The sequence below is a fragment of the Pseudomonas azerbaijanorientalis genome (assembly GCF_019139795.1).
GTDB classification, from domain to species: Bacteria; Pseudomonadota; Gammaproteobacteria; order Pseudomonadales; family Pseudomonadaceae; genus Aquipseudomonas; species Aquipseudomonas laurylsulfatiphila.
In genome coordinates this window covers 1616988-1642548 of record NZ_CP077078.1, presented here as the reverse complement: position 1 = coordinate 1642548, position 25561 = coordinate 1616988, and the positions used below count along the sequence as shown (strand labels likewise).

Sequence of the window (25561 nt, the reverse complement as noted above, 5' to 3'; positions counted from 1 at the left end):
ATCGCGGGCAAGCCCGCTCCCACAAGGACCGCGCAAACCCTGTGGGAGCGGGCTTGCCCGCGAAGAGGCCCTCGAAATCAACGCTTAAACCGGCGGCAACCGCCACTCGATCGGCGTCTCGCCATTCTGCTCCAGAAACTTGTTGGTCCGGCTGAAATGCCCGCAACCGAGGAAGCCGCGATAGGCGGACAGCGGTGACGGGTGCACCGAGGTCAGCACCAGGTGCTTGGTCGCATCGATCAGCTTCTGCTTGCTCTGGGCATGGGCGCCCCACAGCATGAACACCAGGTGCGGCTGCTGCTGGCTGACCACTTCAATGACCCGATCGGTGAAAAACTGCCAGCCCTTGTCCTTGTGGGCATTGGCGTTGGCGCGCTCGACGGTCATGGTGGTGTTGAGCATCAGCACGCCCTGATCGGCCCAGCTCTGCAGGTAACCATGGTTGGGGATGTCGATGTTCAGGTCGCGCTTGAGCTCTTTATAGATGTTCACCAGCGACGGTGGCGCCGGTACGCCGGGTTGCACCGAGAAGCACAAACCGTGGGCCTGGCCCGGGCCGTGATAGGGATCCTGGCCGAGGATCACCACCTTGACCTTGTCCAGCGGCGTGGAATTGAGCGCGTTGAAAATCATCGGCCCCGGCGGATAGATCTCCTTGCCGGCCGCCCGCTCCTGTTGCAGGAAGTTTCGCAACTCTGCCATGTAAGGCTGGTCGAATTCGGCACGCAGTGCCTCCTTCCAGCCCGGTTCGAGTTTGATACGGTCGTCAGCAGTCATGGTTACATCCGGCAAAAACAATGGGGCGAACCCTAGGAAAGCTCACCACGCTTGTCAATTGATCTGATGCAGATCCGGCACTTTCCCACACAGCGATCATACTTAACCCTCAAATTCCCGATCGAGGTCACGATGAATCTGCACTTCGAAGAACTCACCGGCACCGACGGCGCGCGCATCGGCATCGCCAGCCTGGATGCCGAAAAATCCCTGAACGCCCTGTCCCTGCCCATGATCAACGCCCTGCGCGACCGCATGGAAGCCTGGGCCAAGGACCCGCAGATCGTCTGCGTCCTGTTGCGCGGCAATGGCGCCAAGGCCTTTTGCGCTGGCGGTGAAGTGCGCAGCCTGGTGCAAGCCTGTCGCGTCCATCCGGGTGAAGTACCGCCACTGGCTGCGCAGTTTTTTGCGGCGGAGTATCGCCTGGACTTCAAACTGCACACCTACCCCAAGCCGTTGATCTGCTGGGGGCACGGCTATGTGCTCGGCGGCGGCATGGGACTGTTGCAAGGGGCGAGCACCCGTATCGTCACGCCGAGCAGCCGCCTGGCCATGCCGGAGATCAGCATCGGCCTGTACCCGGATGTTGGCGCCAGCTGGTTCCTGTCGCGCCTGCCCGGCAAGCTCGGGTTGTTCCTGGGCCTGACCGGCGCGCACATGAACGGCCGCGATGCCATCGATCTGGACCTGGCGGATCGTTTTATGCTCGATGAGCAGCAGCCGAAGTTGATCGAAGGCCTGCTGCAACTGAACTGGCAGGAACAGACACCCATGCAGCTCAACAGCCTGCTCAAGGCCTTGCAGCAGGAAGCCGTGGCGCAGATGCCCGAAGCCCAGTGGCTGCCGCGTCGTCGTCAGATCGACGAGCTACTGGATGTCAGCGATGTGCGTTGCGCCTGGAAGGCCATCAGCGCCCTGCGCGACCACAGCGACCTGTTGCTCAGCCGTGCGGCCAGGACCCTGAGTGAAGGCGCGCCGCTGACCGCGCATCTGGTATGGGAACAGATCATCCGGGCCAGGCACCTGTCGCTGGCCGAAGTCTTCCAGATGGAATACACCCTGAGCCTCAACTGCTGCCGTCATCCGGAATTCAGTGAAGGCGTGCGTGCGCGGTTGATCGACAAGGACCAGAAGCCGCACTGGCACTGGCCGGACATCAACACCGTGCCGGACGCTGTGGTCGAGGCGCATTTTCACAAGGCCTGGGAAGGTCGGCATCCGCTGGCGGATTTGTCCGAATACTGAAAATTGCACACAACACTGTGGGAGCGGGCTTGCTCGCGAAGGCGTCATTTCAGCAACATTGATGTTGACTGACACTCCGCCTTCGCGAGCAAGCCCGCTCCCACATTAGAACCGCGATTGGCTATCGGTGACCGCCCCGCCCGTTGCGATAGCCGCGACCGTTACCGCGATAGTCGTTGTTCCAGTTCCCGCGGTTACGGCCATCCCAGCCATGGTTCTGATGCGTGCGGTAGTCGCCCCGCGACGGCTGATAATAACGAGTGGCCGACTGGGAATGGCGCGACGATTGATGCATCCGCGGCTGCGAGTAATAGCGCGACGGTTGATATATCCGCGGCTGTGAGTAATAGCGCGGTGTCGGCTGGTAATACCGCGCTGGAGGCACGTAGTACCGGGGCGGCGGTGTGTAGTAACCGCCACCATTGGAGTAGTAGGAACTCCCTCCGGCGTAATAGGTTGGCGATGGCGAGGTATAGACCTCGGAACTGTAGTAACTGCCTCCTTCATCGTAGTAAGGCACGCACCCACCAAGGGACAATCCCAACACTGCAAGCAGTAGAATTCGGCGCAGCTTTTTTTGACAGAGCATGGCGGCCTCCTGGACCGCGGATGAGCCACACCAGCGACGCTGGCAGGCGACAGTCAAATGTTCGGTGACTGTCGAAAGATCAGACACCGAATTCGGAATCTGGTGCGCCCCCGAAACAAGTAGAAACATCTGCCCGATGAAAGGTTTTTCATCCATTCACGCCCTGATCAACGGTGTCCACCACGATGTCCACCACCATGATGTCCACCACCGTGACCACGGTAGTAACCATGCCCGCCGTAGTAATAGGCGCGATAACCACCGTAATAGCGCGGACCGTAGTAACCGTAGTAATAGGGCGAGTAATAGCCGGGGTAGTAATAAGATCCCCCGTAGTAATCGGCAGGACCGTCGTAGTAGTAGCAGCCAGACAATCCGAGACCGAGCACTGCTCCCAACAACAATCGACGTAACATGGCGGCCTCCGTAAAGACCTGTGACAGCAGTCGGCACACACCGGCTGACACCTGTTTTGACTGGCAATCCCCTGCCAAGTGCGATGTTGCACCCACCTTCTGATCAGCGGCGGACAGGTTCCAATGCGGTGCACCCGCGCACCATCACAAGGCAGTACACCTTTCCAATTAACACCGTCGACCTCCCCGTCGCCCGAACTAGAGCGCTCGGGCCAACTTGGCACGCCTCTCGCTTTAACAACCGGGTGCAGGAGTCACTACAGGTTCGCGGCACCACAATTTGCAAATGGCTGACTAGGGTTCCGGCTCGCAAACGCGAGTGACTGGTCCGAGAGTTGGCGACCTCCAGTTGAGGTTACACGGCGGGACAAAAGCCCGGGAGACAAGCCACCGTTAGCGGTGCCGCTGCCGTCCTGTCCGTCCTTGATCAACTGGAGAACCACCATGTCCCAGCTTCGTTTACCCGCCCTGCTCGCCGCTGCGTTCGCCGCCCTCGTGAGCTTCTCGTCCCAGGCTGCCCAGAAAGACCACTTCAGCGTGTGCTGGACCATTTACGCCGGCTGGATGCCATGGGAGTACGCCGGTAGCCAGGGCATCGTCGACAAATGGGCGAAGAAGTACGGCATCCAGATCGATGTGGTGCAGCTCAATGACTATGTCGAATCGATCAACCAGTACACCGCCGGCCAGTTCGACGGCTGCACCATGACCAACATGGACGCGCTGACCATTCCGGCCGCCGGCGGCGTCGACAGCACCGCGCTGATCGTCAGCGATTTCTCCAACGGCAACGACGGCATCGTGCTCAAGGGTGAAGGCAAGACTGTCACCGACCTCAAGGGCATGGACGTCAACCTGGTAGAGCTCTCGGTCTCCCATTACCTGCTGGCCCGGGCGCTGGACTCGGTGGACCTCACCGAGAAAGACCTGAAAGTGGTCAACACCTCCGACGCCGATATCTCCGCCGCCTTCAACACCGAACAGGTCAACGCCGTCACCACCTGGAACCCGATGCTCTCGGACATCAAGGCCAAGCCCGCGGTGACCGAAGTGTTCAATTCGAGCCAGATCCCCGGCGAAATCATGGACATGATGGTGGTCAACAGCGCCACCCTCAAAGACAACCCGGCCCTGGGCAAGGCACTGACCGGTGCCTGGTTTGAAGTGGTCGAGTTGATGAACGCGAAAAACGCCGCCGGCAAAGCCGCGCTGGAACACATGGCCAAGGCCTCGGGCACCGATCTGGCGGGTTTTCAGGCGCAACTGGATACCACCCGATTGTTCGCCACACCCAAGGAAGCCCTGGCGTTCAGCACCAGCAAGCAACTGCCGGAAACCATGCGCAAAGTCGCCGAGTTCTCCTTCCAGCACGGCTTGCTGGGTGAGGGCGCCAAGGACACCAGCGCTGTCGGCATGGCCTTCGCCAACGGCGTGACCAGCGGCGACAAAGGCAACCTCAAGCTGCGTTTCGACCCGAGCTACGTGCAGATGGCCGCCGACGCCAAGCTGTAATCAGGAGAACCGGCCATGCGCCTGATCAACCGTCATCCGGACCGCCCGAGTCGCCTGTTGTTGGTGATCCTGCCGTTCGCCCTGGTGCTGTTCGCCTATTTCATGGGTTCGGCCGAGCGACTGCTGGACAACCCCAACGACAAGCTGCTGCCCAGCGCCGTGCAGATGGCCGATGCAGTGAAACGCCTGGCCTTCGTGGCCGACACCCGCACCGGCGAATACCTGCTCTGGCAGGACACGGCCTCCAGCCTGCAACGCCTGGCCATAGGCCTGGGCATCAGCGCCCTGGCCGGGCTGTGCCTGGGCATCGCCGCAGGCACCCTGCCGCTGTTCGGTGCGCCGTTGTCCCCCCTGCTGACGGTGCTGTCGATGGTGCCACCGCTGGCGATCCTGCCGATCCTGTTCATCGTCTTCGGCCTGGGGGAATTGTCGAAAGTGATGCTGATCGTCATCGGCATCACCCCGGCGCTGGCCCGGGACCTGGAACAGCGTGCCCGGGAAATTCCCGTGGAACTGCTGATCAAGGCCCAGACCCTCGGCGCCTCGACCTGGACCCTGATGCTGCGGGTGGTGTTGCCGCAACTGTTGCCACGGCTGTTGATCTCGCTGCGCTTGATGCTCGGCTCGGCATGGCTGTTCCTGATCGCCGCCGAAGCCATTGCCTCCACTGATGGCCTTGGCTACCGGATCTTCCTGGTGCGTCGCTACCTGGCGATGGACGTGATCCTGCCGTATGTGGTGTGGATCACCCTGCTCGCCTGGCTGATGGATTGGGGCCTTAAACGCCTGACCCGGCGTGCGTTCCCCTGGTATGAGGGGGCCGCCAAATGAGCTTCATCACCGTTAAAAACGTCTGGCAGCAATACGCCGATCAAGTGGTGCTCGAAGGCCTCAACCTGAACGTCAACGAGGGTGAGTTCTGCACACTGGTGGGGGCGTCCGGTTGTGGTAAATCGACCTTCCTGCGTCTGCTGCTCGGCCAGGAACGCGCCAGTCGCGGCGAGATCCTGCTCGACGGCCAGCCCTTGGCCGGTGAGCCGGACGCCAGCCGTGGCGTGGTGTTCCAGCGCTACTCGGTGTTCCCGCACCTGAGCGTGCTGGACAACGTCGCCCTCGGCCTCGAACTGCCGCGTTCGCCCTTGTTCGGGCGCCTGTTCGGCAGTGCGAAAAAAGAGGCCCGCGAACAGGCCTCGGTGCTGCTGCACAAGGTCGGCCTCGGCCATTCGCTGGACAAGTATCCGGCGCAGCTCTCCGGCGGCATGCAACAACGGCTGGCCATTGCCCAGGCGCTGATCATGAAGCCGCGGGTGTTGTTGCTCGACGAACCCTTCGGCGCCCTCGATCCGGGCATCCGCAAAGACATGCACGCTTTGCTCCTGGAGCTGTGGCGCGAGACCCGGCTGACGGTGTTCATGGTCACCCATGACCTGTCCGAAGGCTTCAGCCTCGGCACGCGCCTGCTGGTGTTCGACAAGGTCCGTCTCGACCCGCATGCGCCCGGTCGCTATGGCGCACGCATCACCTACGACATCCCTTTGAACAGCGACCGCCGCGCCCAGTGCAAAGCCGTCAACGCCCTGCCGCTGCCGGTGGCGGGCACGCTTCGTATCGCTTAGAGGATTTTTCACAATGACTGATTCGACTCAACTGTTCCCGCCCTTCGCCGAAGAAATGCTCCCCGGCGGCGGCCATCGTTCCTTCGTGCTCAAGCGCGGCCAATTGCTGCGCCTGACCGACCTGCGCGGCGGCGCCAACGTCAGCCTGACACTGCTCAACGCCAACGAAAAAACCGAGCGCCTGAACCTGCCCGACAGCCTCAAATGCCAACACACCGCCAAGCTCACCGCCGGCCATTGCCTGTACTCGGACATGGGCCGCGTGCTGGCCGCCATCACCGCCGACACCTGCGGCTGGAGCGACAGCCTGGGCGGCGTGCTCTGCGCCGAAGAAGTGGCAGAAAAGTACGGCGCGGGCCGCTATCAGGAACTGCGCAACGGCTTCTTCCGCAACGGCACCGACAACCTGCTGGTGGAGCTGGGCAAGTGGGGACTTGGCCTGTCCGATCTGCTGATGACGCTCAACCTGTTCAGCCGCGTGAACGTCGATGACGCCGGACGCTTCCATTTCGTCGAGGGCAATTCCAAGGCTGGCGACTACATCGAGTTGTACGCACCGATGGACACCCTGGTGGTGCTCACCGCTCTGCAGCACCCGATGGATCCATCGCCGGAATATGCACCGAAACCGCTGAAGCTCAGCTGGATGAACGCCGACGCCAGCGTCGCCGAACACTGCCGCACCTCGCGCCCGGAAAACGAGCGCGGCTTCATCAACACCGACCGTCTGTTCGCCTGAGGATCGCTGCCATGTCACTCGCAATCGCTACCGCTGCCGTTCACACAAGCAGACAACCAGACACCGCGATCTACCGCGCCACCATCCCCGCCGGCGAACCCTGGCTGATGGAGGTCAAGGCCGGCCAGACCCTGCGCATCCTCGATCTTGAAGGCAATCAGGCCGTCGACACCTTGTTCTACAGCGTCGCCAATCCCAAGGAACGCTACGACGTGCAGCGCACGTTGCGTCGGCAGAACAGCGTGTACCTGAGCACCGGCAGCGTGCTGTATTCCAACCTCGGCAAACCGATGCTGACCATCGTCGCCGACACTTGCGGGCGTCACGACACCCTCGGCGGCGCCTGTGCGCAAGAGAGCAACACCGTGCGCTACGCCCTGGAGAAGCGCTACATGCACAGCTGCCGCGACAACTACCTGCGCGCCTGTGTCCACGACGGACGCCTGGGCAAGGGCGACATCGGGCCGAACATCAACTTCTTCATGAACGTGCCGGTCACCGCCGACGGCGGCTTGACGTTCGAAGACGGGATTTCCGCGCCGGGCAAGTACGTCGACCTGCGCGCCGAGATGGACGTGATCGTGCTGATCTCCAACTGCCCGCAACTGAACAACCCGTGCAACGCCTACAACCCGACACCAGCGGAGCTACTGGTATGGAACTGAAACTCGCGCGCTTGCGCCGCTGGCTGTTCACCCTGTGCCAGGCCCGTTCAGGGCAGTGCCTCAGAAAGTAAAAGCCACCACCGCCCTCTGTAGGAGCGAGCTTGCTCGCGAAAAACCCAAGAGCGCCGCTGGGTATCTGGTTTTACGCGTAATCGTTCACGACCATCGCGAGCAAGCTCGCTCCTACAAGGGGCCAATGGTGTTTTGGAACGAATTGATTCAGTCATCCGGGACGGCCCGGATGCATTTCGAAAAACTGCGGGACGGCCCGCATCCCAGTCGAGGCTGATGCGCAATCGCCTCCGGGGGTTATGCCATGTTCGAAAAAGTCCTGATTGCCAACCGTGGCGCCATTGCTTGCCGCATCCTGCGGACCTTGCGTGAACTGCACGTGCGGGGTGTCGCCGTTTACTCCGAAGCCGACGCGGCCAGCCTGCACATCCTGCAGGCCGACGAAGCGCACAGCCTCGGTGAAGGCGCAGCCGCCGGCACCTACCTGGCGATCGATAAAATCCTCGCCATCGCCAAGTCCAGCGGCGCCACCGCGATCCATCCCGGTTACGGCTTCCTCTCGGAAAACGCCACATTCGCCGAAGCCTGCGAAGCCGTCGACATCGCCTTCATCGGCCCGACACCGGAACAACTGCGGGTGTTCGGCCTCAAGCACACCGCCCGCGCCCTGGCCCGGCAACAGGGTGTGCCCATGCTTGAAGGCACCGAGTTGCTCGAGAGCCTCGACGCAGCATTGATCGCCGGTGAACAGGTCGGCTACCCGGTGATGCTCAAGAGCACCGCCGGCGGTGGCGGCATCGGCATGCGCGTGTGCCGCAGCGCGGTCGAGTTGAGCGAATCCTTCGAAGCAGTCAAACGCCTGGGCCAGAACAATTTCAGCGACGCCGGGGTGTTCATCGAGAAGTACATCCAGCGTGCCCGTCACCTGGAAGTGCAGGTGTTCGGCGACGGTCGCGGCGAGGTGATCGCCCTCGGTGTACGCGACTGTTCGGTGCAGCGTCGCAACCAGAAAGTCCTCGAGGAAACCCCGGCACCGAACCTGCCCGAGGGCATGGCCGATGAACTTTGCACGGCGGCGATCAAACTGGCCAAAGCGGTGAACTACCGCAGCGCCGGCACCGTGGAGTTCGTCTTCGACAGCGATGCGCGGCGTTTCTATTTCCTGGAAGTGAACACCCGTTTGCAGGTGGAACACGGCGTCACCGAACAGGTGTGGGGCGTCGACCTGGTGCGCTGGATGGTGCAACTGGCGGCCGGTGAGCTGCCGCCGCTGAGCGATCTGGTACAGGGTTTGAAGCCGCAGGGTCATGCGATTCAGGCGCGGTTGTATGCCGAGGATCCGGGGCGCGATTTCCAGCCAAGCCCCGGTTTGCTCACGGCGGTGAATTTCCCTGACGCCGACGGCAAACGACTGCGCATCGACACCTGGGTCGAAGCGGGCTGCGAAATCCCGCCGTATTTCGACCCAATGATCGCCAAAGTCATCAGTTGGGCGCCGACGCGCGAAGAGGCTGCTGCGGATCTGCATCAAGCGCTGGGTGCCAGCCTGCTCTACGGCGTGGAAATCAACCGCGATTACCTGCGCCAGATACTGCTCGATACGCCTTTCGCCAGCGGCCAGCCGTGGACCCGTTGCCTGGAAGGCCTGGTGTATCAGGCCAACACGTTCGAGGTACTCAGCGCCGGTACGCAAACCAGTGTTCAGGATTATCCGGGGCGCCTCGGTTACTGGGCGGTCGGCGTGCCGCCTTCAGGGCCGATGGACAGTCGGGCGCTGCGCCTGGGTAACCGTTTGCTGGGCAACGACGAAGGCGCGGCGGCGCTGGAAATCACCATGAGCGGGCCGTTGCTGCGCTTCAATTGCGAGGCGGTGGTGGCGGTGACCGGTGCGGTGATTCCATTGCTGCTCGACGGCCAAAGCGTGCCGATGAACACTGCGCTGGTGGTTCCGGCAGGCGCCAGCTTGAGCCTCGGCACCATTGCCGGCGCAGGCGCGCGCAGTTATCTGTGTCTGCGTGGCGGCCTGCAGGTGCCGGACTATCTGGGCAGCAAAAGCACCTTCACGCTGGGGCAATTTGGCGGGCACGGTGGTCGCGCCTTGCGGGCCGGTGACGTATTGCACCTGCCAGCGCTGAATGACCGCAGCGCCGGTCAACAACTGGCAGAAGATCAGGTCACCGGGTTGCCGGCGGTTCGGCAGATTCGCGTGATCTACGGCCCCCACGGTGCGCCGGAATACTTCACGGAAAACTACATCAGTACCTTCTTCGCCACGCAGTGGGAAGTGCATTTCAACTCCAGCCGCACCGGTGTGCGCCTGATCGGGCCGAAGCCTGAATGGGTGCGTGCCGACGGTGGGGAGGCCGGGCTGCATCCGTCGAATATCCACGATAATCCCTATGCGATCGGAGCAGTGGATTTCACCGGTGACATGCCGGTCATCCTCGGCCCGGATGGCCCAAGCCTGGGCGGGTTCGTGTGCCCGGTGACGGTGATCGAGGCGGATCTTTGGCAACTGGGGCAGCTCAAGGCAGGGGACAAGGTGCAGTTCTCCCCCATCGACATCAAGACCGCCCGCACCCTGGCCTTGAAATGGGATCAATGTGGGAGCGGGCTTGCTCGCGAAGAGGGCGCGTCAGTCAACATTGATGTGTCTGAAGCACCGCTTTCGCGAGCAAGTCGGACCGCCGCACCGCCGCTCCCACAGGGGATGGTGTCGCCTGTTGTATTGGACATTGGCCAGGGAGATACGCGGCTGGTTGCACGACTGTCCGGCGATACGCATCTGCTGCTGGAGATCGGCGCACCGGAACTCGACCTGGTCCTGCGCTTCCGCGCCCACGCCCTGATGCAAGCCCTGGAAAGCCAACACCTGCACGGCGTGATCGACCTGACGCCAGGCATCCGCTCACTGCAAGTCCACTACCAACCCGAACAACTGCCACTGGCCGACCTGCTCGGCATCGTCGCCGGCGAATGGGACGCCGTGTGCGCCGCCAAAGACCTGCAATTGCCCTCGCGCATCGTCCATCTGCCACTGTCCTGGGACGACCCGGCGTGCCAGTTGGCCATCGAGAAATACATGACCACGGTGCGCAAGGACGCGCCCTGGTGCCCGAGCAACCTGGAGTTCATCCGCCGCATCAACGACCTGCCGAACCTCGATGAAGTGCAACGCACAGTGTTCGACGCCAGTTACCTGGTGATGGGCCTGGGCGACGTTTACCTCGGCGCGCCGGTCGCCACCCCGCTCGATCCGCGCCATCGCCTGGTCACGACCAAGTACAACCCGGCGCGCACCTGGACCGCGGAAAACTCGGTGGGTATCGGTGGCGCGTACATGTGCGTCTACGGCATGGAAGGCCCAGGCGGTTATCAGTTTGTCGGGCGCACGCTACAGATGTGGAACCGCTACCGCGAAGTCGCCGCGTTCGATGGCAAGCCATGGTTGCTGCGGTTTTTCGACCAGATCCGTTTCTACCCGGTCAGCGCCAATGAACTGCTGCGCATTCGCCAGGATTTCCCCCTCGGACGCTTCCACCTGAACATCGAACACAGTCAGTTGAACCTGGCGGATTACCAGGCGTTTCTGACGCAGGAAGCCCAGACCATCGGCGCGTTTCGCGAGCAGCAAAAAAGCGCATTCAATGCCGAGCGTGAGCGCTGGATCGCCAGCGGCCAGGCGCATTTCGACAGCGAAGAGCCGGCCCCGGAGACGACCGAGGAGGCGCCGCTGGCCAGCGGTCAACAGAGCGTCGACAGCCACATCGCCGGCAACCTCTGGCAGGTTCAGGTCGAGGCCGGCAAGCGCGTCGCGGCCGGTGATGTGCTGGTGATCCTGGAGTCGATGAAGATGGAAATCCCCCTGCTCGCCCCCATGGCCGGTGTGGTGCGCGAGGTGCGCGTGCAACCGGGTTCGGCGGTGCGCGCCGGACAGCGCGTCGTGGTGCTGGAACTTGACTGAACCCATTTTGAAAAGGACGCATGCCATGAATATCAATCTGCAACTCGACGCCCTGCGCAGCGCCTACCGCGACGGCAGCCTTAACCCCCGTCAATTGCTGACGAACCTGCGGGACAAAGCCGCCGCGCTGAATCCGGACTATCACCTGTTCATCCACCTGCTAAGCGCCGAGGAACTGGAGCCGTACCTCGCCGCCCTCGATGGCCGCGACCTCGACAGCCTGCCGCTGTACGGCGTGCCATTTGCGATCAAGGACAACATCGACCTGGCGGGCATTCCGACCACGGCAGCGTGCCCGGCATTTGCCTACGTGCCGCAGCGTTCGGCGACCATCGTCGAACAACTGCTGGCCCTGGGTGCGATTCCGTTGGGCAAGACCAATCTCGACCAGTTCGCCACCGGGCTCAACGGCAGCCGCTCACCCTATGGCGTGTGTCCCAACAGCGTGTTGCCGGAGTATCCGTCGGGCGGCTCCAGCGCCGGTTCGGCGCTGGCGGTGGCGCTCGGGGTCGCGAGTTTTTCCCTGGGTACCGACACCGCCGGCTCCGGGCGCGTGCCGGCGGCGTTGAACAACCTGGTCGGCATGAAAGCCACCAAGGGCCTGATCTCGACGGCCGGCGTGGTGCCGGCCTGTCGTACCCTCGATTGCGTCACTACGTTCACCGCCACCGCGCGGGAGGCCAGTCAGTTGCTGGCGCTCACCGCACGCTTCGACCCGCGGGACGAATACAGCCGCAGCAACCCGCTGTGGAATGACGGCTCGGCGTTCGGCACACCACGGCCGTTCCGGTTCGGCGTACCACGTGCACAGGACCTGCAATTCTTTGGATGCCCTGAAGGCCCGCGGTTGTTCGGTGATGCCATCGACCGTCTCAAGGCCTTGGGCGGCGAAGCGGTGGAATTGGACCTGTCACCGTTTCTGGAGGCTGCACGCTTGCTCTATGAAGGCCCGTGGGTGGCCGAGCGCTACAGCGTGGCCGGGGAGTTGATGGCACAAAACCCCGAGGCCGTGTTGCCGGTGATTCGCGCTGTATTGGCCAAGGCACCCGCCGTCGACGGCGTGCAGACCTTCCGCGCCCAATACCGGCTGCAAGCGCTCAAGGCCCTGTGCGACGCAGCGCTGGAAGGTCTCGATTGTGTCGTCACGCCCACCATCGGCCGCCCGGTGTCGCTGGCGGAACTCGAGGCCGAACCGGTGCTGCGCAATTCGGACCTCGGCTACTACACCAACTTCATGAACCTGCTCGACTACGCCGCCGTCGCCGTGCCCAGCGCCTTCATGGACAACGGCCTGCCATGGGGCGTGACATTGTTTGGCCGGGCCTTCACCGATCAGTACCTGTTGAGCGTGGCGGATGCCTTGCAGCGCCAGCAAGGCCTGGCCGCTCCCGCACCGGCACCGGTTGCCCGCCATGATCGAGCGCGGCTGGTGGTCTGCGGCGCGCATCTGGACGGGCTGGCGTTGAACTGGCAGCTCAGGCAGCGTGGCGCCCGGTTGCTGGAAACAACCTTCAGCTCGCCGGATTATCAACTCCATGCCCTGGCCGGCGGCCCGCCGTTGCGTCCGGGCATGGTCCGCGTGAAGGATGGCGGCGTGGCGATTGCCGTGGAAGTCTGGGAGTTGCCCAGCCGAGAACTGGGTTCGTTCCTGACCGGGATTCCGGCACCGCTGGGATTGGGCAAGGTGCAACTGGCGGACGGCCGCTGGGAGAGCGGGTTTATCTGCGAGGCGTATGGACTGGAGGGCGCGGTGAACATCAGCCATTTCGGCGGCTGGCGGATGTACCTGAAAACACTGGGCTAAACACCAGACTCATAACCCTGTGGGAGCGAGCTTGCTCGCGATAGCGGTGTGACATTCAGCCTTGATGTGGCAGACACGCCGCCATCGCGAGCAAGCTCGCTCCCACAAGGTCCGTGCAAGATTTACGACCATTCGCAGCGCACATGGAGCAGTTATTTCCCGGCAGTACCCTTAGAATGCCTGCCATCGGATGACTGCCAATGGAACTGCCATGCCGCTTCGCTCGCCGCTGTATTCTCAACGCTCGTTGGTGCTCACGCTGGTCGCATTGCTGGGCGCAGGCTTCCTCGCCACCTCCTTTCTCAGTTACTACGCCTCCCGGGCCTCGATCCGCGACAACATCGTCAACACCGAACTGCCGCTGACATCGGACACGGTCTACTCGGAAATCCAGAAAGACCTGGTCAGGCCGATCCTGATTTCCTCGATGATGGCCCGCGACACCTTCATGCGCGACTGGGTGGTCAATGGTGAAAAGGATTCCGACCAGATGACCCGGTACCTCAACGAGGTCATGACCCACTACGGCGCCTACACCGCGTTCTTCGTCTCCAACACCAGCCTGACTTACTACCACGCCAAGGGTGTGCTCAAGCAGGTCAAGGCCACCGAGCCCCGCGACGCCTGGTATTTCCGCGTGCGGGACATGAAGGATCCGTACGAGATCAACGTCGACCCGGACCTCGCCAACAAGGACAACCTGACCTTTTTCATCAACTACAAGGTTCACGACTACAACGACCGGTTCATCGGCGCAGCCGGCGTTGGCCTGACCGTCGACGCCGTGATCAAGCTGATCGACAAGTACCAGCAGCGTTATCAGCGCAGCGTGTATTTCGTCGACAACTTCGGACGCCTCGTGCTGACAGGCGCCGAAGGCGGTCCGCAGGGTGCGCGCATCGGGCAGAAACTCGGTGAACTGGACGGCATGAAGGACCTGGTCAGTCGGCTGCCCAAACCCCACAGCGGCAGCTACGAATATTCCGTGCAGGGCCAGGGGCATTTCCTCAATGTGCGGTTCATCCCGGAACTGAACTGGTACCTGTTCGTCGACAAACGCGAGGACAGCGCCCTGGGTGAAATCCGCCAGTCGCTGTACCTCAACCTGCTGATCTGCCTGCTGGTCACGCTGATCGTGCTGGTCCTGCTCAACCAGGTCATCAAGCGCCTTCAGGACAAGATCCAGGCCCAGGCCACCCTCGACAGCCTGACCGAACTGCCCAACCGTCGCGGCTTCGACCTGCTGGCCATACAGGCCATGCACGAAGCCCGGCGCGAGCCCAAACCGCTGACTGCCTTGCTGCTGGACCTCGACCGCTTCAAGGTGTTGAACGACACCTATGGCCACCTGGCCGGCGATCAGGTATTGAATGGTTTTGCCCAGGATCTGAAGAGCTGCCTGCGGCACTCCGACATCGTCTGCCGCTGGGGCGGTGAAGAGTTCATCGTGCTGCTCAAGGACACCGATGGTCAGACCGGTCTGATAATCGCCGAGAAAATTCGTCAGTACGTGGAGCAACAGAGCTACACCTACAACGGCCAGATCTTGCGAGTGACCGTCAGCATCGGCCTGACCACCCTGCAGCCCGATGACACCTTGCACACCCTGCTGTCACGGGCGGATCATGCGATGTACCGGGCCAAGCAAAGTGGCCGTAACCGAACCTGCGTGGAAATGGCTCACTCCATCCATGAACCAGCCTGACCTCTGCCCCGCCTGCGGCGCACCCAACGACTGCACCCTGGCCGACCCGCGAACCGCCGACCGCGCCTGCTGGTGCTACGGCGTCAGCATCGACCCGGCCGTGCTCCAGGCGCTGCCGGCGCAACTGCGCAATGCCTCGTGCCTGTGCCCGCGCTGCGCCGAGGTCGAGGCGCAGTTGCAAGCAGCGTCCGAATCGATCAAGTAAGATGCGCGGCCCTTTCTTCACTGATCCCTAAGTCATGCGTGTCGACCGATTTCTCAGCAACCTGCCGTGCTTCAACCGTAAGCAGGTGCGCCTGTTGCTGGTGGAAAAACGCGTCAGGATTGATGGAAAAGTCGTCAGCGACCCACACAGTGAAGTCCGCGAGTTCAGCCGCGTCGAAGTCGACAGCGACGTGCTGCAAGTCGGCAAACCCCTGCGCCATTTCATGCTGCACAAACCCGCCGGATGCGTCAGCGCCACCCGGGATCCGCAGCACCCGACCGTGCTCGATTTGATCCATGAGCCAGACAAGGACGAACTGCACATAGCCGGTCGCCTGGACTTCAACACCACCGGCCTGATGCTGATCACCAACGACGGCAGCTGGTCGCGGCGCCTGACCCAACCGCAGACCAAATTGCCCAAGGTCTACTACGTCGAAACCGAACAGGACATCGGCCCTGAATACGCGATCAAGTTCAGCCAGGGGCTGTACTTCGCCTTCGAAGACCTCACCACGCAACCCGCCGGGCTGGAGCTGCTCGGGCCGAAAAGTGCGCGCCTGAGCATCGTCGAAGGCCGTTATCACCAGGTCAAGCGCATGTTTGGCCACTTCAACAACAAGGTGATGCGCCTGCACCGCGAGCGCATGGGCCCGCTGGCGCTCGACGACAGGTTGAAACCGGGCGAATACCGCCCACTGAGCGATGAAGAGATCGGATTGATCTAAGCAGGCGACCGCTGAGCAGAAGTTGTCGAACAATTTACCAATGGCACTTGCGCGATGACGTGACCCCTGCTTGAATCAGGACGTCGGCCGAAATGTGACCGATGAGTCACCCCATACTTCTAAGAAACTTTTTGCCGGTAGGAACCCAAGGGTTCCGGCCTCATCCGGCAGACTGCCCGCCAATAACAATACCCGTCGACCGGACTGCATTGGATCGACATGGGCCTCTCAAATTCCAGGCGTATGCCTACCTGTCACAAAGCTCGTGCAATCTCTATTGCGCGCATACCCGCTTGCCAGGAGTCTTATGACATGAGGCCAGAAATCGCTGTGTTGGATATACAGGGTCAGTATCGGGTTTACACGGAGTTCTATCGCGCAGACGCCGCAGAGAAGACCATTATCCTGGTCAACGGCTCGATGGCCACGACTGCGTCGTTTGCACAAACCGTGAAAAACCTCCATCCGCAGTTCAACGTCGTCTGCTACGACCAGCCCTATGCAGGCCGGTCAAAAGCCCACAACCTGCACGAGAAATTGCTGACCAAGGAAGTCGAAGGGCAGATCCTTCTGGAGCTGATCGACCACTTCGCCGCCGAACACGTGCTGTCGTTTTCCTGGGGTGGCGCCGCGACCCTGGTCGCCTTGGCCCAACGGCCACGACGCATCGAAAAAGCCGTGATCAGCTCGTTCTCCCCGGAGATCAACGCGCACATGCTCGACTACCTCGAGCGCGGAGTCGATTACCTCGGCAGCCGGGATGGCGACCGGGTCGGCAACCTGGTGAACAGCACCATCGGCAAACACCTGCCGACCCTGTTCAAGCGCTTCAACTATCGGCACGTCAGCAGCCTGGCAGATCATGAATACGGGCAGATGCACTTCCACATCAGCGACCTGCTGCACAGCGATCGCCAATGCTTTTTCAAAGCGGCGGAAAAAATCAACGTGCCGGTGCTGTTCATGAACGGCGAATGGGACGAATACACCGCCGCCGACGGCGCACGGTTGTTCGCCAACCACGTGCAGCACGCCACCTTCACGACCCTTCAGGCCACCGGCCACTTTCTCGACATGGAACACAAAGCCGCCTGCCGAGACAGCCGCAACGCACTGATGGGGTTCCTGAAACCGGCCCAGCACGATAGCCGACCGCGTTACCACTACGTCCAGGACCACCATGCATTGGCACTTTGAAACAGAGTCATCGCGAGCAAGCCCCACCCTGCTGAATCAAACGTATTCTGCAGGCGCGAGGCTGCCCGCGATCGACCGCCATGCGCCCCACGCCTTGTCGGTACATCGCGTTAAACCCGCCCCACGTAAAGAAAAACTTCAAATCGCCGGCCGTATCTGGTACAAAGTCAGCGCTCCGAGCGGGTGTCGTATAATGGCATTACTCCAGCTTCCCAAGCTGATAACGAGGGTTCGATTCCCTTCACCCGCTCCAATCGAATTTTGATCTCACGTCAGGGTGGTTTTGACGGGGGATGCAGAGACAGAAAAAACCGGTCCAAGTGGCCGGTTTTTTGTGGGCGGGATTTGGGTTAGCGTCTCCAAACCCTGAAAATTAGCGTTTTCGCGCAAGATCCACGTTTTGTTAACGTTTTACTTGTCTCGATAATGGATTTCCTCCACGACATCAGAGATTGCAACTCTCCATAACTCAGACTAACATCTCCCAAAACGGGAGGACGTGCAGTGCGTGTGATTGCAAAAGGGACATTGCGGGAGTTCTGGGAAAGTAGCCCGGCTTATGCTGACTCCGAAACACCACTGGTTGAATGGTATCGGCACATGGAAAAGCCGTTTATGGCACACCGCAAGAGGTCAAAGCGGAGCTGAGAACGGCCAGCATCCTCAAGGGCGGCAGGGTTGTATTCAACATCGGCGGCAACAAATACCGAGTGATCATGGCAATCGACTATCAGCGCCAGCTCGGTTTCATACGATTCGTTGGCACCCACGCCCAGTACGATCAGATCAACGCGGAGACCGTGTGATGGACATTAAACCTATTCGCAACCAAGAAGACCTTACCGCTGCATTTGTACGCGTGGAACAACTGTGGGGAGCTGAAATGGGTTCACCCGAGGGTGATGAGCTGGAAATTCTGGCGCTGCTCATCGAAAAGTACGAAGACGAGCATTACCCAATGCCTCCGTCCGATCCGATTGAGGCCATTAAATTTCGCATGGATCAGCAAGGCCTGACTCCTCGTGACCTGGAACCCTTTATCGGCACAAGCGGACGCGTATCCGAGGTACTGAACCGCAAACGCAAATTGAGCCTGTCAATGATCAAGCGTCTGCACGATGGGTTGCGAATTCCTTACGAAAGCTTGCTCGCGGGTGTAGCCTGATAGCTCTCCCCCAATTCCAACCTCAGCACAGGTTGTCTGACGGGAGACGCAGAGTTAGAAAAAACCGGTCCATGTGGCCGGTTTTTTTGTGCGCGGAATTTGGTGATGCGCCCTCCAACGTTAGTGCTAAGACCCACATTTATAGGCCCAACAGAGATCAACGCTAGAAAAAGCAATGTCCTACACGACACTGGGAATTGTCCGTACACTTGCGCATTGCTGTGCCTTTGTCATGACCCCTATAGTCCGACCGCGCCCAAATGGCGTATCGGGTTTGGCGACTCGATGGCAAAGCATAGAAACCTCCGAGCCATCTCGGAGCGTTTCTGAACGCACTTGGCTACCTGTTTATGGTGGCTGTGCGTGGGAGACCTTTGGGTCTGCCGGTTTGCCTTGTCCCGGTTCGCCAACCTGCGTACAGCTACCACCCTTTGTTTGGCGACACTGAGTGGTGGTTCACCTCAATTCAAGGAATCACTCATGAAAGAATTCATGGCTTTAACCAGCAACGCCGACGACCTCCCCTCGCTGTACGTGAACACCACCCAACCGCTGCACTCCCTGCTCAGCACCGCCAGTTACCGCATCCGAGCGGTAACGCAACTCCTCGAAAATCTTGCAATGCGCGGCGACCTAACCTCTGACACCGTGGTGCTGAGCGACTTCGCATTGCTCTGCTGCGTGCCGTTGCGCGATGGTTGCGATGTGCTGGATGTGATCGCTCGCCGCATGGACGCAGAACCGTCCTAAGATTGCACCGGGCGGCATGCTGTTGTGGCGAGGGAGCTTGTCGGATCGCCGCACCGTCCCGTTGGACTGCGCAGCAGGCCCTGTTCGGGCTCGCTTCGCGACCCAACGGGAGCAAGCTCCCTCGCCACAGGTGCCTTCACTTATCATGTGAACACTTCAACAGAGCAACCCGAGCATGACCCAAAACATCTACGACGACCCTCAATTCTTCCAGGGCTACAGCCAGATGGCCCGCTCCGTCGGCGGTCTCGATGCCGCGCCGGAATGGCCGGCGCTGATGGCCATGCTGCCGCCCATGCAGGGCTTGAAGGTGGTGGATCTCGGCTGCGGTTACGGCTGGTTTTGTCGTTGGGCCAGTGAGCAAGGGGCTGACAGCGTGCTCGGTCTGGATGTTTCGCAAAAGATGCTGGAGCAGGCACGCAAAACCACCTCCGCATCAAACATCCGTTATGAGCGCGCCGACCTGGAAGCCCTCCATCTGCCCGCCGGCGGTTTCGACCTGGCCTACAGCTCCCTGGCGTTGCACTACATCAAGGACTTGCCGGGGTTGTTCGCCAATGTGCACGCGGCGCTCAAGCCCGGTTCGCAGTTCGTGTTTTCCATCGAGCACCCGATCTTCATGGCACCGCGTAATCCTGGCTGGATCATCGATGCCGAGGGCTGCAAGCGTTGGCCGGTGGACGGTTATCAGCGTGAAGGCGAGCGCGTGACCAACTGGCTGGCCGAGGGTGTGATCAAGCAGCATCGCACCATTGGCACCTTGCTCAACCTGCTGATTGCAGCGGGTTTCAGCATTCGCCATGTCAACGAATGGGGGCCGAGCGATGCCGAGGTGGCGGCGCAACCGGCGCTGGCCGAAGAGCGCGAGCGGCCGATGATGATGTTGGTCGGCGTTCAGCGCTGAGCCACGCGCGTATCTTTTGCGTATAGATCCCGGCACGCGAATAAAGAAACCGTAGCGCGGCGTTGAGCTCGGAAATAGATCCCTTATTCTCCCGGCTCATCCATCGCCCCGAGATCGACATGCACAATTCAGAGTTGGGAATCATGATCATTTCATTGATCGGGTTGTTCGGCTTTGCCTCGTTTGCTTTTGAATACTTGAGCGCCCGACGCTCGAAAAAAAACAAACTGCCGTGATTGTTCCAAGCGATAAAAGGGACAGGTGACGCTCATCAACTGTCCCTTTTTCTCATCAGCGAGTCGCGACGATAAACAGTCGCGGGAACGGCAACAGCACCGCCCCATCGGCCAAGGCCGGATACGCCCGCTCGATAGCCGCCTGGTATTGCTTCAGATACTGCGCCCGTTCCGCCTCGTCCAGCGGTTCCAGAAACGGCCGCAAGCCACTGCCCTTGAACCACTCCACCACGCCAGACGCGCCGCCTGCGAGCGGATGATGGTAAGTGGTGCGCCACACATCGACGCGTGAGCAACAGGCCTTGAGGATCGAGTAATAACCACTGGCATCGGCCATCTCGGTCCGCTGCCCGGCTGCGCCTGCCAGTTTGCTGGCCCAAGGACCATCAGCGGCGACTTCACGCATCAAGCGGTGCGAAGGTTCATTGAGGTTGTCGGGCATCTGGATCGCCAGGCTGCCACCCGGTGCCAATTTACTCAACAGTGAAGGAAACAGCGCCGCGTGATCGGGCAGCCACTGCAACACTGCGTTGGCGAAAATCACATCGAAGGGGCCTGCGTCGTTCCAGGTGTCGATGTCGGCGATGTCGAACTGCACCTGCGGCAAGCGATTGCGTGCGGCCTCGATCATGTCGGTCGAACTGTCCAGGCCTCGGATCGTGGCGTTGGCAAAACGCTCGACCAGCAACTCGGTGGAGTTACCGGGGCCACAACCGATATCGATGGCCGAACGCACATCCCCGGCGGGGATGGCCGCCAGCAGGTCTCGGGCGGGACGAGTGCGTTCATCTTCAAAAGCGACGTACTGTTTGGCGGACCAACTCATTGCGTTCTCCTGTCGGTGCGTTGTCCTCGGGTCGCTACGATACCGCGGCGAGCGCCGCCAAAGGTTTCAGAAAACTACCTTTTCACGTTTGAGCTGGAGAAACTGAGAAAGCACTACCGCAGCCTTGGCGAAGGCCTGACCATTGACCTGGACGGCACCGTCGTCCAGGTCAATGGTCAGCAAAATCTGAATAATTGCTGATGATCAGCTTCTGGCTTGCAGGGCCTTGGCCATTTGCAGATGATTTTGCAATTTTGGCAGGGTTTCTTCGGCGAACGCCTTGATTTGCGGCACGTCGGTGGTCTGCGCCTCCTGCTGCAACCGTTCGATGGCTTGCTGCGTGGTCTTCACCTGGCTGGCCGTATAGGCCTCATCGAAGGTCGTCCCCTCCATGACTTGTGGCATCAGGGCTTTGGCCTTTTCGACGATTTCTTCGCGCGGCGCTACCGGCAAATCCAGTTGTCTGGCGATTTTCGCCAGGTGCTGGTTCGCCGTGGTGCGGTCGTTGATGACGACGATGGTGTAGTCCTTGACCTCTTTGGACTCGGACTTCTGGTGTGCCAGGCGACTGGCCTCGATATCGGCCATGCCCTGGGCCGACGCATCGTCGATGAATTCGGCAGGTGACTGGGCGAAGGCGTTGCTGGCAAACAGGCCCAGTAATGTGGCAATACTGGCATTACATAATCGGGTGGCCATCCGTTTCATGGTCGCGCCCTCCTTTTTCAAATTCAAACGGGAGCTTGCGCCCCCGCTTCTCAATCAAAACCACCTGCATCCATTACTTGGATTTCTGTCCGGGTTTGCGGCCCATGTCGGGTTTCGCAGGTTCTTTATCGACAGTCGTCGTGGTGGTTTTCCCACCCTTGCGACCGGCTTCAGACGCCTTCGTTCGATCGTTGGCGAAATTTCCCGAGTTCGAGTTTCTTGAATTAGGCATGATTCTCTTCCTCTTGGTGATAGTCGCGGCGAGCTGGCGCCCGCATAGAATCTGAATTTGCGCGTCGCAAAAGGTTTAGAAAAATGCGTGGATCGCACGACGAACGGTGTACGGACTATCAGACCATTCGCAGGTGATGCTCACGTTTGGCGCAGTACATCGCCTCGTCGGCATACCGGAATAACTGCTTCTCTTCAGTGCCGTGTTCGGGGTATCGGGCGACGCCGATGCTTGGATGGATGCTCAGGTTGTGCCCGTCCAGACGCAGGGGCCGGGCCAGGACCTGACGGATTTTTCCGACCACGATGTCGGTATCGTCTGCGGCATGAATGCGGTGCAGCAACACCACGAATTCATCGCCGCCAATGCGGGCCACGGTGTCGGTTTCCCGCACACAGCCCTTGAGCCGGTTGGCCACCGCTTGCAGCAGCATGTCACCGACCGCATGGCCATGGGTGTCATTGACTTGCTTGAAGCGGTCGAGGTCGACGTACAACAGGGCCATGCGCCCGCCGTCCATGCGGGCCAATTGCAGTGACGCCTTGAGGCGGTCGCGCAACAGTTCACGGTTGGGTAGCTGGGTCAGTTGGTCGTACTGGGCCAAATGTTGCAGGCGGGCGTGCAACTGCTTGCGCTCGATGGCCGTCGCGACCTGGGCGCAGACGTACTGCAGCAATTCCTTGTCTTGCTCGGTGTAGCGCTCGCCGCCCGGAACGCTTTTGACGATCAACGCGCCGATGGTGCCGTTCTGCGAGTTCAGCGGCACACCCAGCCAGCAGGGTGCGTTCTGCCCGGTCATCAGCGCTTCGAAGCCGGCAGACGGCGTGCACGGGTTCGGGTTCGGGGTCAAAAGGATCGGCTGCCCCGTGCGGATCACTTCGGTGCACACCCGCCCGGTCATGGTCCCGGGCAGTTCGGGTTGTGGCTCCTGGTCATCGACGTGATAAGGGAAATTGAGCTGCGCACAGTGCTCGTCGTACAGCGCCACGGAAAAATTCAGCGCAGGCAGCCACTCGCCGATGATCATGTGGATGCGCCTGAACAACGCCAGCAGATCCTCCGCCGCGTGGGCCGCTTCGGATATCGCATACAACGCGGCCTGCCGGGATTCGGCCTGCTTGCGTTCGGTGATGTCGCGCGCCACGGCAATGCGCAACTGGTCGACCTCGGACCAACGTGCCGACCAGAGGATGTGCACCACACGGCCATCCTTGCGCAGGTAGCGGTTTTCGAAGTTGAGCTTGGGCTCGCCGCCCATGATTTCCCGGGCGGCATCGAGGGTACGCAAGCGATCTGCGGGGTGCACCATGTCGATCATCAATTGACCGATCATTTCATCGGCGCTGTAGCCGAAAATGCGCTCGCACGCCGCACTGACAAAGACGAAGCGGCCCTGCTTGTCCACTGCACAAACGGCGTCCAGCAACAGATCGATATAGCTCGCCAGTGGCGCGGAATTACGGTTTTCCATGGTTCAGCGTGGGTGTCCCGATAATGCAGCGCTCATCAATCATCCCTGCCCGGTCGGCCTTGCTTCCTTGTGATCACATTCAAGCCTTGTTCGGCATCAGCCCCGGCAACGCATGGACCAGCGCGTTGATGGCAAAGCCGATGAACATTACCCCGCACAACCGGGTGATCGCCAGTTCATGACGTTGATACAAAGTGCGCACCCGCCGAGCCCCAACGATGCCGATGAGGATAGCGTAGGCGAGCAATCCACCGACAAAGCTCAGGCCAATCAGTGCTGGCAGCATTGACCAGTTGAGCAGTTCCGCGCGGCTCGACAACAGCGCCGTGAATGTCGCCACCGCCACCGGATAAGCCTTGGGATTGGTCAGGCCGAACAGAATGCCATGCCAGAACGGCTGCCGCGCCGGACCCTGTGGCGCATCGCCATTGCTGCGCCGGGCGCGCACCGCACGCCAGCCGAGCCAGAACAGGTACAGGCCGCTAAGCACACCCAGCACGTCGAACGCGGTACTGCCGATCTCCCGAGCACCGACAATCGCGATCAACGCCGTGCCGCACCAGATCACATCGCCGAGCAAATGCCCGCACAGAAACCCCGCCCCGGCCCGTCGCCCATGGGCCGCGCCAATGCCGAACACTGCCAGCACGCCCGGTCCCGGGGTGATGCCGTAGATAAATCCCGAGGCAAGCACGGCCATTAGTAGCGATGGGGTCATGCGGCGTCCTTTTGTACTGCTGGGTAAATGGTGGCCAGTCTATATCAGGTCCCGCAACATCGACTTACAGATCGTCGAAGAACTTCATCCCCGCATCGAGACGGCGGATCAGGCTTTTTTTGCAGCAACGGGTACTCGGCGAAGTCGGCTCGGGCGAAGTCGCAGCATAACGTTCTTCGCCCGCGTCGTGCCGTGGTCGGGCAGCCGGTCGTGATAAAGTCGCCGCCCAAAGACCTTTTGCCGTGAGACGAAGACCGCAATGACCGATTTCCAGGATGTCGACGCCCAACTTGAAGACTGGAACGCCTTGCGCAGCACCGCTTCGTTCAGTGGTTTGCTGGTGGGCAACGGTGCCAGTCGCGCGGTTTGGGACGATTTCGGCTACGAGTCGCTGTTCGAAAATGCCCGCACCGTTGAAGAAAAACCCCTGAGCCCGTCCGAGCTGAGCGTGTTCGACGCGATGCAGACTCGCAGTTTCGAGCAGGTACTGAGCGCGCTGAAAACCACCAGCCGGGTCAACAAGGCCCTGGCAGTCAGCTCCGCCGCCCCGCGCAATCGTTATTACGCGATCAAGGAAGCGCTGATCAACACCGTGCATGCGGTGCATATCCCGTGGCGACTGGTGGTGCCTTCGACGCTGGCGACCATCAATCAGGAACTGGCCAGCTACCGCACGGTGTTCACCACCAATTACGACCTGATCAACTACTGGGCGGTGCAACACCGGCCCGAGGCGATCACCGATCTGTTCCAGGGTGCCGAACCCGCTTTCGACCTGAGCGACACAGCCACCGAAAAGACCCGTTTGCTGTACCTGCACGGCGGTCTGCACCTGGTGCGCAACCAGGACGGCACGGCGCGCAAGCTGATGTCGACCGAGGGCACGTTGCTGGGCAACTTCGCCATCAACAACACGATCAAGACCCTCGACGACGTGCCGCTGTTCGTCAACGAAGGGCCGAGTGCGGACAAGCTCAAGACCATTCGCAGTTCGGATTATCTGTCGTTCTGCTACGAGCAATTGCTCGGTCACGGCCAGGCGCTGTGCATCTTCGGCCATGCGTTGGGGGAGCAGGACAGCCACATCATCCACGCTTTGCGCCTGGCGAAACCGCAGGTGCTGGCGATCTCGATTTACCCGCGCAGCAAGGCCTTCATCCAGCACCAGAAGCGGCATTACGCGAAGGTGTTTGAGGGGACGGGGGTTGAGTTGCGGTTTTTTGATTCCAAGAGCCATGCGTTGGGTGGCCCGAAGCTGACCGTTCCAGTCGAGGTTTAGCGGCGACTGATCTGACGCATTCGCGAGCAGGCTCGCTCCCACAGTAAAGTACATGACCCCTGTGGGAGCGAGCCTGCTCGCGAAGCTTTTAAGGTTGAC

24 protein-coding genes, 1 tRNA gene, 1 pseudogene and 1 riboswitch are annotated in these 25561 nt (G+C 60.9%); of the genes and pseudogenes, 18 read left to right on the top strand and 8 right to left on the bottom strand.

Going from position 1 to position 25561, the window contains the following annotated elements:
* Positions 1 to 84: 84 nt before the first annotated feature.
* Positions 85 to 777, bottom strand: coding sequence for a uracil-DNA glycosylase (gene ung / locus KSS91_RS07220; RefSeq protein ID WP_008050720.1), 693 nt, complete (start codon positions 775 to 777; stop codon positions 85 to 87).
* Positions 778 to 909: 132 nt separating this feature from the next.
* Between ung and dspII the strand changes: the two genes are divergently transcribed.
* On the top strand, positions 910 to 2022 hold the full coding sequence (dspII, locus tag KSS91_RS07215) for an enoyl-CoA hydratase/isomerase DspII (RefSeq protein ID WP_217837461.1): 1113 nt from the start codon (positions 910 to 912) through the stop codon (positions 2020 to 2022).
* Positions 2023 to 2143: 121 nt separating this feature from the next.
* On the opposite strand, the gene KSS91_RS07210 is transcribed toward dspII, so the two are convergent.
* Positions 2144 to 2611, bottom strand: coding sequence for a hypothetical protein (locus KSS91_RS07210; protein ID WP_217837460.1), 468 nt, complete (start codon positions 2609 to 2611; stop codon positions 2144 to 2146).
* Positions 2612 to 2778: 167 nt separating this feature from the next.
* Positions 2779 to 3027 (bottom strand): hypothetical protein, encoded by a 249-nt coding sequence (locus KSS91_RS07205; RefSeq protein ID WP_095966270.1) that lies wholly within the window; start codon positions 3025 to 3027, stop codon positions 2779 to 2781.
* A 283-nt stretch (positions 3028 to 3310) separates the two neighbouring features.
* A riboswitch (guanidine-I (ykkC/yxkD leader) is annotated at positions 3311 to 3411 on the top strand.
* 60 nt (positions 3412 to 3471) lie between these two features.
* Here KSS91_RS07205 and KSS91_RS07200 point away from each other — a divergent pair.
* The 16 genes and pseudogenes from KSS91_RS07200 (at position 3472) to KSS91_RS07125 (ending at position 19992) form a co-directional block, all read left to right on the top strand.
* Positions 3472 to 4539, top strand: coding sequence for a putative urea ABC transporter substrate-binding protein (locus KSS91_RS07200; RefSeq protein WP_126049832.1), 1068 nt, complete (start codon positions 3472 to 3474; stop codon positions 4537 to 4539).
* Positions 4540 to 4554: 15 nt separating this feature from the next.
* Positions 4555 to 5370 carry an ABC transporter permease gene (locus tag KSS91_RS07195; RefSeq protein WP_217837459.1) on the top strand — a complete coding sequence of 272 codons (816 nt, stop codon included), beginning with the start codon at positions 4555 to 4557 and terminating at the stop codon, positions 5368 to 5370.
* The gene (locus KSS91_RS07190; RefSeq protein ID WP_217837458.1) at positions 5367 to 6155 is read left to right on the top strand and encodes an ABC transporter ATP-binding protein; all 789 of its coding nucleotides are present in this window, start codon (positions 5367 to 5369) and stop codon (positions 6153 to 6155) included. Before KSS91_RS07195 ends, KSS91_RS07190 begins: the two co-directional genes overlap by 4 nt.
* 13 nt (positions 6156 to 6168) lie before the next feature.
* Positions 6169 to 6894, top strand: coding sequence for an urea amidolyase associated protein UAAP1 (locus KSS91_RS07185; protein ID WP_015093897.1), 726 nt, complete (start codon positions 6169 to 6171; stop codon positions 6892 to 6894).
* 11 nt (positions 6895 to 6905) lie between these two features.
* Positions 6906 to 7559: an urea amidolyase associated protein UAAP2 gene (locus KSS91_RS07180; protein WP_007979832.1), complete on the top strand. Its 654-nt coding sequence runs from the start codon at positions 6906 to 6908 to the stop codon at positions 7557 to 7559.
* Positions 7560 to 7875: 316 nt separating this feature from the next.
* Positions 7876 to 11535, top strand: a complete 3660-nt coding sequence (uca, locus tag KSS91_RS07175) for an urea carboxylase (RefSeq protein ID WP_217837457.1) — start codon at positions 7876 to 7878, stop codon at positions 11533 to 11535.
* Positions 11536 to 11560: 25 nt separating this feature from the next.
* Entirely contained in the window at positions 11561 to 13339 is a 1779-nt protein-coding gene (atzF, locus tag KSS91_RS07170; protein WP_217837456.1) for an allophanate hydrolase, read from the top strand.
* 211 nt (positions 13340 to 13550) lie between these two features.
* Positions 13551 to 15044, top strand: coding sequence for a sensor domain-containing diguanylate cyclase (locus tag KSS91_RS07165; protein WP_217837455.1), 1494 nt, complete (start codon positions 13551 to 13553; stop codon positions 15042 to 15044).
* The gene (locus KSS91_RS07160) at positions 15031 to 15249 is read left to right on the top strand and encodes a cysteine-rich CWC family protein (RefSeq protein ID WP_007979840.1); all 219 of its coding nucleotides are present in this window, start codon (positions 15031 to 15033) and stop codon (positions 15247 to 15249) included. Before KSS91_RS07165 ends, KSS91_RS07160 begins: the two co-directional genes overlap by 14 nt.
* 34 nt (positions 15250 to 15283) lie before the next feature.
* Positions 15284 to 15976, top strand: coding sequence for a pseudouridine synthase (locus KSS91_RS07155; RefSeq protein WP_217837454.1), 693 nt, complete (start codon positions 15284 to 15286; stop codon positions 15974 to 15976).
* A 312-nt stretch (positions 15977 to 16288) separates the two neighbouring features.
* Positions 16289 to 17173 (top strand): alpha/beta fold hydrolase, encoded by an 885-nt coding sequence (locus KSS91_RS07150; RefSeq protein WP_007979844.1) that lies wholly within the window; start codon positions 16289 to 16291, stop codon positions 17171 to 17173.
* A 179-nt stretch (positions 17174 to 17352) separates the two neighbouring features.
* A tRNA-Gly gene (locus KSS91_RS07145) sits at positions 17353 to 17426 on the top strand.
* 251 nt (positions 17427 to 17677) lie between these two features.
* Positions 17678 to 17979 (top strand): annotated as a pseudogene (locus KSS91_RS07140) (type II toxin-antitoxin system HigB family toxin).
* Positions 17979 to 18338, top strand: a complete 360-nt coding sequence (locus KSS91_RS07135) for a helix-turn-helix domain-containing protein (protein ID WP_217837453.1) — start codon at positions 17979 to 17981, stop codon at positions 18336 to 18338. Before KSS91_RS07140 ends, KSS91_RS07135 begins: the two are co-directional and overlap by 1 nt.
* A 480-nt stretch (positions 18339 to 18818) precedes the next feature.
* A complete protein-coding gene (locus tag KSS91_RS07130; RefSeq protein WP_102699017.1) occupies positions 18819 to 19088 on the top strand; it encodes a short-chain dehydrogenase in 270 nt (89 codons plus the stop codon).
* 175 nt (positions 19089 to 19263) lie between these two features.
* Positions 19264 to 19992: a class I SAM-dependent methyltransferase gene (locus tag KSS91_RS07125; protein ID WP_217837452.1), complete on the top strand. Its 729-nt coding sequence runs from the start codon at positions 19264 to 19266 to the stop codon at positions 19990 to 19992.
* A 291-nt stretch (positions 19993 to 20283) separates the two neighbouring features.
* Here KSS91_RS07125 and tam read toward each other — a convergent pair whose 3' ends face one another.
* From tam to KSS91_RS07100, 5 genes are all read right to left on the bottom strand, one after another.
* Entirely contained in the window at positions 20284 to 21054 is a 771-nt protein-coding gene (tam, locus tag KSS91_RS07120) for a trans-aconitate 2-methyltransferase (RefSeq protein WP_217837451.1), read from the bottom strand.
* 204 nt (positions 21055 to 21258) lie between these two features.
* On the bottom strand, positions 21259 to 21762 hold the full coding sequence (locus KSS91_RS07115) for a DUF4142 domain-containing protein (protein WP_217837450.1): 504 nt from the start codon (positions 21760 to 21762) through the stop codon (positions 21259 to 21261).
* Positions 21763 to 21835: 73 nt separating this feature from the next.
* A complete protein-coding gene (locus KSS91_RS07110; RefSeq protein ID WP_007976786.1) occupies positions 21836 to 21994 on the bottom strand; it encodes a KGG domain-containing protein in 159 nt (52 codons plus the stop codon).
* Between the two features lie 118 nt (positions 21995 to 22112).
* Positions 22113 to 23465: a sensor domain-containing protein gene (locus KSS91_RS07105; RefSeq protein WP_217837449.1), complete on the bottom strand. Its 1353-nt coding sequence runs from the start codon at positions 23463 to 23465 to the stop codon at positions 22113 to 22115.
* A 79-nt stretch (positions 23466 to 23544) separates the two neighbouring features.
* Positions 23545 to 24183, bottom strand: a complete 639-nt coding sequence (locus tag KSS91_RS07100; protein WP_217837448.1) for a LysE family translocator — start codon at positions 24181 to 24183, stop codon at positions 23545 to 23547.
* A 259-nt stretch (positions 24184 to 24442) separates the two neighbouring features.
* Between KSS91_RS07100 and KSS91_RS07095 the strand changes: the two genes are divergently transcribed.
* Positions 24443 to 25462: a DUF4917 family protein gene (locus KSS91_RS07095; RefSeq protein WP_217837447.1), complete on the top strand. Its 1020-nt coding sequence runs from the start codon at positions 24443 to 24445 to the stop codon at positions 25460 to 25462.
* Positions 25463 to 25561: the final 99 nt, after the last annotated feature.

What these genes read in the sequence shown, in the direction of transcription:
- ung (WP_008050720.1), bottom strand. Translation starts at nt 777, where the DNA reads ATGACTGCTGACGACCGTATCAAACTCGAACCGGGCTGGAAGGAGGCA.
- dspII (WP_217837461.1), top strand. Translation starts at nt 910, where the DNA reads ATGAATCTGCACTTCGAAGAACTCACCGGCACCGACGGCGCGCGCATC.
- KSS91_RS07210 (WP_217837460.1), bottom strand. Translation starts at nt 2,611, where the DNA reads ATGCTCTGTCAAAAAAAGCTGCGCCGAATTCTACTGCTTGCAGTGTTG.
- KSS91_RS07205 (WP_095966270.1), bottom strand. Translation starts at nt 3,027, where the DNA reads ATGTTACGTCGATTGTTGTTGGGAGCAGTGCTCGGTCTCGGATTGTCT.
- KSS91_RS07200 (WP_126049832.1), top strand. Translation starts at nt 3,472, where the DNA reads ATGTCCCAGCTTCGTTTACCCGCCCTGCTCGCCGCTGCGTTCGCCGCC.
- KSS91_RS07195 (WP_217837459.1), top strand. Translation starts at nt 4,555, where the DNA reads ATGCGCCTGATCAACCGTCATCCGGACCGCCCGAGTCGCCTGTTGTTG.
- KSS91_RS07190 (WP_217837458.1), top strand. Translation starts at nt 5,367, where the DNA reads ATGAGCTTCATCACCGTTAAAAACGTCTGGCAGCAATACGCCGATCAA.
- KSS91_RS07185 (WP_015093897.1), top strand. Translation starts at nt 6,169, where the DNA reads ATGACTGATTCGACTCAACTGTTCCCGCCCTTCGCCGAAGAAATGCTC.
- KSS91_RS07180 (WP_007979832.1), top strand. Translation starts at nt 6,906, where the DNA reads ATGTCACTCGCAATCGCTACCGCTGCCGTTCACACAAGCAGACAACCA.
- uca (WP_217837457.1), top strand. Translation starts at nt 7,876, where the DNA reads ATGTTCGAAAAAGTCCTGATTGCCAACCGTGGCGCCATTGCTTGCCGC.
- atzF (WP_217837456.1), top strand. Translation starts at nt 11,561, where the DNA reads ATGAATATCAATCTGCAACTCGACGCCCTGCGCAGCGCCTACCGCGAC.
- KSS91_RS07165 (WP_217837455.1), top strand. Translation starts at nt 13,551, where the DNA reads ATGCCGCTTCGCTCGCCGCTGTATTCTCAACGCTCGTTGGTGCTCACG.
- KSS91_RS07160 (WP_007979840.1), top strand. Translation starts at nt 15,031, where the DNA reads ATGAACCAGCCTGACCTCTGCCCCGCCTGCGGCGCACCCAACGACTGC.
- KSS91_RS07155 (WP_217837454.1), top strand. Translation starts at nt 15,284, where the DNA reads ATGCGTGTCGACCGATTTCTCAGCAACCTGCCGTGCTTCAACCGTAAG.
- KSS91_RS07150 (WP_007979844.1), top strand. Translation starts at nt 16,289, where the DNA reads ATGAGGCCAGAAATCGCTGTGTTGGATATACAGGGTCAGTATCGGGTT.
- KSS91_RS07135 (WP_217837453.1), top strand. Translation starts at nt 17,979, where the DNA reads ATGGACATTAAACCTATTCGCAACCAAGAAGACCTTACCGCTGCATTT.
- KSS91_RS07130 (WP_102699017.1), top strand. Translation starts at nt 18,819, where the DNA reads ATGAAAGAATTCATGGCTTTAACCAGCAACGCCGACGACCTCCCCTCG.
- KSS91_RS07125 (WP_217837452.1), top strand. Translation starts at nt 19,264, where the DNA reads ATGACCCAAAACATCTACGACGACCCTCAATTCTTCCAGGGCTACAGC.
- tam (WP_217837451.1), bottom strand. Translation starts at nt 21,054, where the DNA reads ATGAGTTGGTCCGCCAAACAGTACGTCGCTTTTGAAGATGAACGCACT.
- KSS91_RS07115 (WP_217837450.1), bottom strand. Translation starts at nt 21,762, where the DNA reads ATGAAACGGATGGCCACCCGATTATGTAATGCCAGTATTGCCACATTA.
- KSS91_RS07110 (WP_007976786.1), bottom strand. Translation starts at nt 21,994, where the DNA reads ATGCCTAATTCAAGAAACTCGAACTCGGGAAATTTCGCCAACGATCGA.
- KSS91_RS07105 (WP_217837449.1), bottom strand. Translation starts at nt 23,465, where the DNA reads ATGGAAAACCGTAATTCCGCGCCACTGGCGAGCTATATCGATCTGTTG.
- KSS91_RS07100 (WP_217837448.1), bottom strand. Translation starts at nt 24,183, where the DNA reads ATGACCCCATCGCTACTAATGGCCGTGCTTGCCTCGGGATTTATCTAC.
- KSS91_RS07095 (WP_217837447.1), top strand. Translation starts at nt 24,443, where the DNA reads ATGACCGATTTCCAGGATGTCGACGCCCAACTTGAAGACTGGAACGCC.